General features: G+C 54.9%; 1 protein-coding gene. It reads left to right on the top strand.

The window, feature by feature from the left end; all coding sequences use genetic code 11:
* On the top strand, positions 1 to 439 hold a 439-nt coding region (locus C1I99_RS31960), incomplete at both ends, for a UvrD-helicase domain-containing protein (RefSeq protein ID WP_158554134.1).

The following is a 439-nucleotide window of genomic DNA, read 5'->3' as shown; positions in this document are numbered from 1 at the left end:
GCGTGAAACCACCGACAATCCACTGTACAAACGCCTGCTGGAAGAGATCGACGATAAAGCGCAAGCCGCGCAGTGGTTGTTGTTAGCCGAACGGCAGATGGATGAAGCGGCAGTCTTTACTATTCACGGTTTTTGCCAGCGCATGCTCAACCTGAATGCCTTTGAATCCGGCATGCTGTTTGAGCAGCAGCTGATTGAAGATGAGTCTCTGCTACGTTACCAGGCCTGCGCCGATTTCTGGCGTCGCCACTGCTACCCGCTGCCGCGTGAAATTGCCCAGGTCGTCTTTGAAACCTGGAAAGGGCCGCAGGCGTTACTGCGCGATATTAATCGTTATCTGCAAGGCGAAGCGCCGGTTATCAAAGCGCCGCCGCCCGATGATGAAACGCTGGCTTCCCGCCACGCGCAAATTGTGGCGCGTATTGATACGGTAAAACAG

This window comes from Micromonospora deserti, assembly GCF_003236335.1.
Classification (GTDB): Bacteria; Actinomycetota; Actinomycetes; order Mycobacteriales; family Micromonosporaceae; genus Micromonospora; species Micromonospora deserti.
The sequence above is the reverse complement of the archived record's forward strand: the minus strand, read 5'-3'. Positions and strand labels throughout refer to the sequence as shown.